The following is an 8,253-nucleotide window of genomic DNA, read 5'->3' on the forward strand; positions in this document are numbered from 1 at the left end:
GATAGCATTGGAGGAAATCAATCCGGATCGTGCATCATCATCCCCCGCCACACGCGATTCCCGCCTTCCCATGATCTCCACGCTGCTGATCGTCCTGCCAGTCTTCGGCCTCATCCTCACCGGGTGGCTGGTCCGCAGGATGGGCGTGCTGGGCCCGCAGGCGGCCAGCGAGCTGAATCGCTTCGTGGTGTATCTGGCCTTGCCCGCCTTGCTCTTCGACATTGTCGCGCGGGCGCGGCCGGCGGAGATCTGGCAGCCGGGCTTCATCGTGAGCTTCGGCCTCGGCTGCGTGCTGGTCTTCGCCGCCACCCTGTGGATTCGCTGGAGGAGCGAGCGCCATCTGGCCGACGCGGCGATCGATGCGCTGGGCAGCAGCTATGCGAATACCGGCTACATCGGCTTCCCGCTCGCGCTCGCGGTCTTCGGCCCGGCGGCGCTGGCACCCACGCTGATCGCCTCCATGATCACGGTGTGCGCCATTTTCGCGGTGGCCATCGTCCTCATCGAGATCGGTATCCAAGGCGAGCGACGCCCCGGCCCGCTGCTTTGGAAAACGGGGAAATCCCTCGCGAAGAATCCGCTGCTCGTTGCGCCGTTGCTCGGGGCCATCTTCCCGCTGACCGGTGCGCAACTTCCCGAGTCCGCGGGCAGCTACCTGAAGCTGCTGGGCGGCGCGGCATCGCCCTGTGCACTGGTCAGCCTCGGGCTCTTCCTCGCGGAAAAGCGGGAGAGCAAGCGCGAGGACACCGGAGCGGTAGGCCTGCTGATCGGGCTGAAGCTGGTGGCGCAGCCGCTGGTGACGTGGGTGATGGCGGCGCTCGTTTTCAAGCTGCCACCGGCACTGGTGCAGCCTGCCGTGCTGCTCGCCGCGCTGCCCACCGGCACGGGGCCCTTCATGCTTGCGGAGTTTTACCAACGGGAGGCGGGCATCACGTCAAAGGTGATCATCTGCTCCACCGTCCTGTCCGTGCTGACTCTGACCGGCTACCTGATGTCGGGTGTCTGAGGGAAGGCCTCACCATTCGTCATCCAAGCTGCTGCTCGCGCCGATGCCGGTGACGACGATGACCTCGCGCAGCTCGCGGTAGCGCGGGTCCGCGCTGGAGATCTGCTCGCCGTTGGGCAGGCCCGGAATGGCGCGGACCACGGCGGGATCGGTCGGACCGAGCAGCACGTCGAAGTAAAGGTGCTCGCCCTCCGCCACATCGAGTTCGCCGAGCGTGCCGTCGTCATCATCGAGCGCCGGGCTCCAGCCATCGTGCGCGCGGCTGTGCTGGTCCGCATCGTCCACCCAGAAGAAGAAGGGCTTCCGGTTCAGCGACTGCAGCTTCGCGATCGTCATGCCGATGTGGACGCCGTGCTTCCCGCGCCATTTCGATCCGGGGTCGGTCACGGTGATGCCGGCGAGATCCTCGAGGGCCTCGCCGTCGTGAAAGGTGACAAACGCGCGGCGGGTCGGGTCCTCCGGGTAGAGCACCACGCGGAGCTCCGGCGCGGTTTCCCTGCGGACATTCTCCTTCCCGAAGCGCGCCTCGAGATCCGCCACGGTCGTGGCCTGCGAGTAATCGCCGGGCAGGATGAGGTAGGCATCCGACTCCGGGGCCGGGGGAGTCTCCGTGATTTCCTCCGCGGAGACAGCGGGCTTTTCCGCGGTCTCCACTGCCGTGCCCTTCTGCCCCGGCTTGCACGATGTGAGGGCAAGCAGCGCGATCAGCAGGGCGGCCGACGCCGTGGGAAATTGAGAATGCGGGCTCAAAACCAAGCGACGTTATCTCAATGAATCTGAATATAAAGGTTTTTGGAATATGGGAATGACAGTGTGTAGGGCATTGGGTATCAGCTTTCCGCCTCCTTGCCGGGATGGACCGTCTCTCCACCATGGTTCGCGGCGAAGGAAGTTCTCTCCTCCTCGACCACGCCGATGCCCCTCGTCCACCCGACTTCCGATGCCGCACCGCGATGGTCCGGCCGTGAGATCGCCGCCCTTCTCGCCCTGCTGGTGGCGATCTGTTTCATGACGTGGCCGGGGATGACGTCCGCGCCGTACTACGATGACCTGAACTACATGGCGCATGTGGCGGAGTTCAAGTCGTGGGCGGATGTCTTCAAGAAGGATGTCTTCGGAGTTTTTCGCCCCTTGAAGACGTCCCTCTATTACGCTTTCGAGCTTCAAGGGATGCCCTCGCTTTTTGCGTGGCATGCCTTTGTCCTGGGTGCCTATCTCATCGCTACGGCCAGCATCCATGTCCTCCTGAGAAGCCTGACCTGCTCGGCTTGGTGGGGGCTTGCCGGGGCCTGCATGTGGGCCACCAGTGCCACGCAGGCGAGCACGGCGGTGTGGATGAGCTGCATCAATATCAGTGTGTCGGTCGCTTTTGGCTGTGGGGTGATCCTTCTCTACGTGCGCTCATGGCGGGACGGTAGGCGGTGGCTTCTGGCTCCTTGCCTGGTGCTACTTTTCCTATCGCTGGCGAGTTACGAGACCGCGCTTTTCATCGCTCCCATCCTAGTGCTGCTCGACCATTTGCATGGACGCCGGGTTTTTTCAAAGTCTGCCCTGATCCGCTACGGCTGCATCGCCGCTGTCACCCTGAGCTTTCTCTACCTCCGGTCATCGTTGGGCGGTACCCACAGTGCGCAGGGGCACAATCTGGGCTTCGACCCGGAGATGCCCACCTGGCAGCTCATTGTTTCCGCACCGTGGTTCCTTTGGCGGCATTTTTCCATGTGGGTGCTTCCTTTCGGCCGGATCGAATTCCTCAGTGCCTACGTCTGGGGGAAGTCTGCCTCCATGGTGGATCTTTCGCTGGCCTGGGTGTTTTTGATCGGGCTCATCGGCGTGGCACTGGCGGCCGGAAAGCGCATGCCGCTGCTATGCTTCGGCATTGCGTGGTTCCTGCTCGCCAGTTTCCCGTGCTCGAATTTCGTCCCGATCTGGGTCGGTCCGATCGAAGACTATTACGTTGTCTTTCCCAGCGTGGGACTGGCCATCGCCGCCGTGGCTTTGCTGCAATTGCTGGTCAGGCGTGTGCGGGATTTCAATCTCCGGCCTGTAGTGTTGCTTTCTGCCGGCGGCGTCATCGCTCTCGTCCTGGTGTCGCGCATTGCCAGTGCCACTTATTTCCCCCTGCAAGCGCGGCTGTGGAATGATCCGGTGGAGCAACTTAGCCACCTCGTCGAGAGCCGCCCTTATCAGTATCAGGCAATGACTTCTTTGGCATTGGCCAGTCTTGAGAGCGGTGACTACGGGACGGCGGAGAAAAATCTCAGGGAGTCGCTAGAGGTCGCGCCATGGTATCCCTACAACTATTCACTTTTGGGAAGTGTCGATATGCACCACCGCAGGTACGAGGAAGCCATCAGGAACTTCGATATCTACTACTCGATGACGACAAGGGAGGGCGACTACTGCCTGATGTGCAAAGGCGACGCGCTGGTTGCCCTGAAGCGCCCGGCTGAAGCACGCGAGGTCTGGGTGAAGATCCTCGTGGATCCCACCTCCAAGCAGCATTACGACACGACCATCCGCCTCGCCACTCTTTACCACGACGAGGGGAATACGGAGAAGGCGATCCAGACGCTGCAGAAGTCCCGCAAGATCCACCCGGACCGCGCTGCGGAGATCGACGCTGCGATTGCGGAGTTCGCCACCATCCCGGGTGAGCAGGACGAATCCGAAGCGCAGTGATTTGATCGAGTGTGTTCCGGGTGCCGATCATGCCCGTCTTTTGAGAATCGCCTCTTGGGTGATCTTGGAGCGTGGTGATGAAACTGGCCGTCGGAGGGGCGACCGAGGACCTCACGGCTTCTTCGGGGCCGAGATGAGGTCGTCTTCCGTTCCCCAAAGCCCGTCCTTTCCTCTCGAGAGGACAACGAAGGGAAGGCTGAATTGCTGGGGCGGATGGCCGTGCGGGAGGGTGATCTCGGATTTGCCCGTGGGACGGAGGATGACTCGCAGGGGGCGTCCCCAATTGTCGTAAACGCCCTCGACCTTGTTTTCGCTGGAATAAAGGACGCCGCCTCCCTTTGCCTTCGTTCTGGTGATCTGAACTGTGAGAAAGGCAATCTGATTGGGATTCTGCATTTCAATGCCCGACTCCTCCTTGCCCAAAAGCACCGTGGCTAACTTGGAGCCCTCCGGCCCTTCGATCTCGAAGTCCAAGGCGTCTGTTCTGGGGAGACGCTCGTATTGATTTTCGAAAGATTCCAATGCCTGGGCAACACTGGTGAGGAGCTGGGTGGTTCTTACAGCGAATTGAGTGGTATGGGAATTGGGAGGGCGGCCGATCAATATCGACGCTACTACAAAGACCAAAACCAAGATCACGACGGAGTAGGACAATCCGTGGAATATCTGTCGCGGAATGCTGGGTCTCTTCTTCCCCGGTTTTTCTTCAGCCGCTTCTTCTGCCATAGGTCTTGCTCAATAAACCGGATGCCGTATCTCATGTCGAGATGGTGGGATGTTTTGGCCAAGTTTTCCTGTGGTGTCATGCCAGCCGGGTGCATCGCGGATCGTAGTCGGCGGTTGGCAGCTTGGACGGGATGATGCAGGGCACGCACTCGGAGAGAAGGTGGCGGAGCAAGTGGCTTCTCAGAGGCAGAGCCGGGATTCGTGAGGCTGGTTGGGATTCGGTTCATCCGTGCAGGATCCGCCTTTAGTCACGGTTAAAACCATGGCATTTGCAGGCGTGGCCGGGGCTCGGAGCTCTAGTGCATTGCCAAAACCGGCGCAGCCGCTTCACTCGCGGTCATCATGCGTTTGCGTTTCCTTTTTCTCCTCCTGCCCTCGCTTGCTCTCGCCCACCCGGACCACGGAGCGGAGCCGGGCAAGGATGTCCACGAGGCGGTGCTCACCGGCAGCGGTGCCTGGACCTACGAGGCTGTCCCGCACTGGGGCGAGCTGCCGGAAGGCAAGAACATCGGGCCTACCCACGGCGGCGTGGTCATCGATCCCCGCACGGGACTCATCTACGTCTCCACGGATGCGCCGCACGGCATCCTCGTCTACAAGCCGGACGGCAAGCTGGAGAAATCCATCGCGCCGGAGTGCCAGGGCTTTCACGCCATGGCGGTGAAGGAGGAGCGCGGCAAGACCTACATCTACGGCGCCCAGCTTTCCGGCCCGAAGCCGCTGCGCGTGTGCAAGATCGATACCAACGGCAAGATCGTGCTGGAGATCTCCCAAGCCACCGCCGGTGACGTGCAGGGCGGCTGGAACGGCCTCACCGCGGTGACGGTGGCGCCGGATGGCGATATCTTCTGCTCGATGGGCTACGGCGAGCAATTCATCCACAAGTTCGACGCCAAGGGGAAGCACCTCAAGACCTTCGGCGGCAAGGGCAACGGCGACGGGCAGACGAGCTGCAGCCACGGCATGGCGGTGGACACCCGATTCGGCAAGCCGCGCCTGCTTGTCTGCGACCGTGAGAACCGCCGCCTGGTCCATTTCGACCTGGATGGCAATTGGATCGGAGTCCACGCCACCGGCCTCCGCCGTCCGTGCACCGTCTCCATCCTCGGCGACGTGTGCGCCGTGGCCGAGCTGGAGGCCCGCGTGACCATCCTGGACAAGGAGGGGAACCCGGTTTCCTTCCTCGGTGACAATCCCGACAAGGGCCAGTGGGCGCAGTACCCGGTGCCGCTGGACCAGATCAAGCTGGGCCTCTTCACCGCGCCGCACGGCCTGTCCTTTGACAAGGATGGCAATCTCTACGTGCAGGACTGGAATGCCAGCGGCCGCGTGACGAAGCTGCAAAAGGTGAAGAAGCCCTGAGCGGGATTTCCGCCCTCACCGGATCACATCATCGGGCCGGGATCGCAGGATCCCGGCCTTTTTGTTTGCTTGCAGCAGGGGGATTCATGGCTGCCTGCCGGATGTGCGTGTCGCATTTCTACCATGAATTTGCCACGGGGTGCTGCCCCGCTTGCGGCTTGCCAGCGGGGTCCGGCGCTCTACCCTGCGCCGCCTGTCCGACATCTTAGCACGCCAATGAATACCGCCATCCTCTCCCAAGCCGCGACCCAAGCTCGCGGCCTCGCCATGGACGCCGTCCATGCTTGCAACTCCGGCCACCTGGGCCTGCCGCTCGGCTGCGCGGAGATCGGTGCCGTCCTCTACAGCGGTGCGCTCCGCCAGTATCCGGATGCGCCGAAATGGCTGAACCGCGACCGCTTCATCCTCTCCGCGGGCCACGGCTCGATGTTCCTCTACACGTGGCTGCACCTGTCCGGCTACGATCTCCCGCTGGACGAGCTGAAGCGCTTCCGCCAGCTCGGCTCGCACACCCCGGGCCACCCGGAGTCCTTTGAGACCGTGGGCGTGGAGGCCACCACCGGCCCGCTGGGCCAGGGCATCGGCAATGCCGTGGGCTTCGCCCTCTCCGGCAAGCGCGCCGCGGCGAAGTACAACACCGCCGAGCACGCGATCTTTGACCAGCACGTCTTCGCCCTGCACGGCGACGGCTGCCTCCAGGAAGGCGTCGCGAAGGAGGCGATCGCCTTCGCCGGCCACACCGGCCTGGATAACCTGATCCTGATCTACGATTCCAATGACGTCACCCTCGACGCCATGGCGGACCGGACGCAGGGCGAGGATGCGGAGGCATACTTCAAGTCCCAGCAGTGGGATGCCGTGACCATCGACGGCCACGACTTCGCCGCCATCGCCGCGGCCATCGAGAAGGCGAAGGCCGACGACAACGGCCGCCCGAAGGTGATCATCGCGAAGACGGTCATTGGCAAGGGCATCCCGCAGGTCGCCGGCACCGCCGCGGCCCACGGTGAAGGCGGCGCGAAATTCATCGATGAGGCACGCGCCGGACTCGGCCTGCCAGCCGACCAGCACTTCTACGTCTCCACGGACGTGTATGCCCACTTCGCCGCGGTGAAGGACGAGCAGAAGAAGGGCTACGACGCCTGGACCGCCACCTTCAATGCCTGGACCGCCGCGAATCCGGAGCTGGCTGCCGAGCTGAATGGCAGCGTGCCTGCCGATCTCTCGGCGCAGATTCCGGCCTTCGCCGCGGACTACAAGGACGCGACCCGCGGCGCGGGTGGCGTGGTGATCCAGGCGGTGGCCAAGGCCGTGCCGCAGTACATCACCGGCTCCGCCGACCTTTACGGCTCCACGAAGAACTACATCAAGGACGGCGGCGATTTCTCCGCGAGCAATCCCGGCGGCCGCAATATCTGGTTCGGCATCCGCGAGCACGCCATGGGCGCCATCTGCAATGGCATCGCGTATGACGGTCTCTTCCGTGCGTCCGGCGCGACCTTCATGGTCTTCGCCGACTACGTCCGCCCGTCGATCCGCCTCGCCGCGCTGTCGAAGCTGCCGGTGACCTACATCTTCACGCACGACTCCGTGGGTGTGGGTGAGGACGGCCCGACCCACCAGCCGGTGGAGACGGTGAGCGGCCTGCGCGTGATCCCGAATCTCGACGTCATCCGCCCGGCCGATGCCGAGGAGACCGCCGGTGCCTTCGTCGCCGCCACCCTCCGCACCGATGGCCCCACGATGCTCAGCCTGACCCGCCAGGCCGTGCCGCTCATGAACGAGCTGTCCGTGGAAGAGCGCCGCGAGGGCGTGCTGAAGGGTGCCTACATCGCGAAGAAGGAAACGGGCGACCTGAAGCTCATCCTCCTCGGCAGCGGCTCCGAGCTGCAGCACGCGATCGCCGCCGCCGCCGAACTCGGCGATGGCGTGCGCGTCGTCTCCGTGCCGTGCTTCGAGCGCTTCGACCGCCAGGACTCCGCCTACCAAGAAAGCGTGCTCCCCGCCGCCGTCACGAAGCGCATCGCCATCGAGGCGGGCGTCTCCGGCCTGTGGTGGAAGTACGTCGGCCTCGGCGGCAAGGTGCTCGGCATCGACCGCTTCGGCATCAGCGCCCCGGGCAATACGGTGATGAAGGAACTCGGCATGACCAAGGACGACGTCGTCGCCGCGGCCAAGGCCCTTTGATAGGATCCGCCGCTTTTTCCAAAGCGAAGCGCGCTCTCCTCACGGGGAGCGCGCTTTTTTGCAGCCTGGGAGCGCCGGTCATTAGACGGTGTCGTCACAAGATTTCCGCCCACATAAGCGCACAGCGCAGTTGGACCGCCGCCAAATATGAGGACGCCTTCTTGGCGTAGCGGGTTGAAATGCCCCGCCATTGCTTGAGCTTCAGGAAGGCGCTCTCCACCAGGTGCCTGATCTTGTAGAGATGCCGGTCATAGGCGCGCTGCTCCTTGCGATGGGACCGGGGTGGAATG

The 8,253-nt window shown here is 63.4% G+C and carries 6 protein-coding genes and 1 pseudogene; 4 read left to right on the plus strand and 3 right to left on the minus strand.

Translation table 11 applies throughout. The features are described 5' to 3' along the window. Positions 1–70 precede the first annotated feature (70 nt). Positions 71–1,006 (plus strand): AEC family transporter, encoded by a 936-nt coding sequence (locus OKA04_RS05730; protein WP_264500178.1) that lies wholly within the window; start codon positions 71–73, stop codon positions 1,004–1,006. Positions 1,007–1,015: 9 nt separating this feature from the next. Here the strand turns inward: OKA04_RS05730 and OKA04_RS05735 are convergent, their stop codons facing one another. Next, positions 1,016–1,756, minus strand: a complete 741-nt coding sequence (locus tag OKA04_RS05735; protein WP_264500179.1) for a hypothetical protein — start codon at positions 1,754–1,756, stop codon at positions 1,016–1,018. 96 nt (positions 1,757–1,852) lie between these two features. Here OKA04_RS05735 and OKA04_RS05740 point away from each other — a divergent pair, with 96 nt between their 5' ends. Next, entirely contained in the window at positions 1,853–3,688 is a 1,836-nt protein-coding gene (locus tag OKA04_RS05740; RefSeq protein WP_264500180.1) for a tetratricopeptide repeat protein, read from the plus strand. Between the two features lie 111 nt (positions 3,689–3,799). On the opposite strand, the gene OKA04_RS05745 is transcribed toward OKA04_RS05740, so the two are convergent. Beyond that, positions 3,800–4,342: a hypothetical protein gene (locus tag OKA04_RS05745; RefSeq protein ID WP_264500181.1), complete on the minus strand. Its 543-nt coding sequence runs from the start codon at positions 4,340–4,342 to the stop codon at positions 3,800–3,802. Between the two features lie 414 nt (positions 4,343–4,756). On the opposite strand from OKA04_RS05745, the gene OKA04_RS05750 reads away from it, so the two are divergent. After that, positions 4,757–5,776 carry an NHL repeat-containing protein gene (locus tag OKA04_RS05750; protein ID WP_264500182.1) on the plus strand — a complete coding sequence of 340 codons (1,020 nt, stop codon included), beginning with the start codon at positions 4,757–4,759 and terminating at the stop codon, positions 5,774–5,776. Between the two features lie 216 nt (positions 5,777–5,992). Continuing rightward, the gene (gene tkt / locus OKA04_RS05755) at positions 5,993–7,963 is read left to right on the plus strand and encodes a transketolase (RefSeq protein WP_264500183.1); all 1,971 of its coding nucleotides are present in this window, start codon (positions 5,993–5,995) and stop codon (positions 7,961–7,963) included. Positions 7,964–8,057: 94 nt separating this feature from the next. Here the strand turns inward: tkt and OKA04_RS05760 are convergent. Further along, positions 8,058–8,253: pseudogene (locus OKA04_RS05760) on the minus strand (IS5/IS1182 family transposase); the annotation flags it as partial.

This window comes from Luteolibacter flavescens, from assembly GCF_025950085.1.
Taxonomy (GTDB): Bacteria; Verrucomicrobiota; Verrucomicrobiia; order Verrucomicrobiales; family Akkermansiaceae; genus Haloferula; species Haloferula flavescens.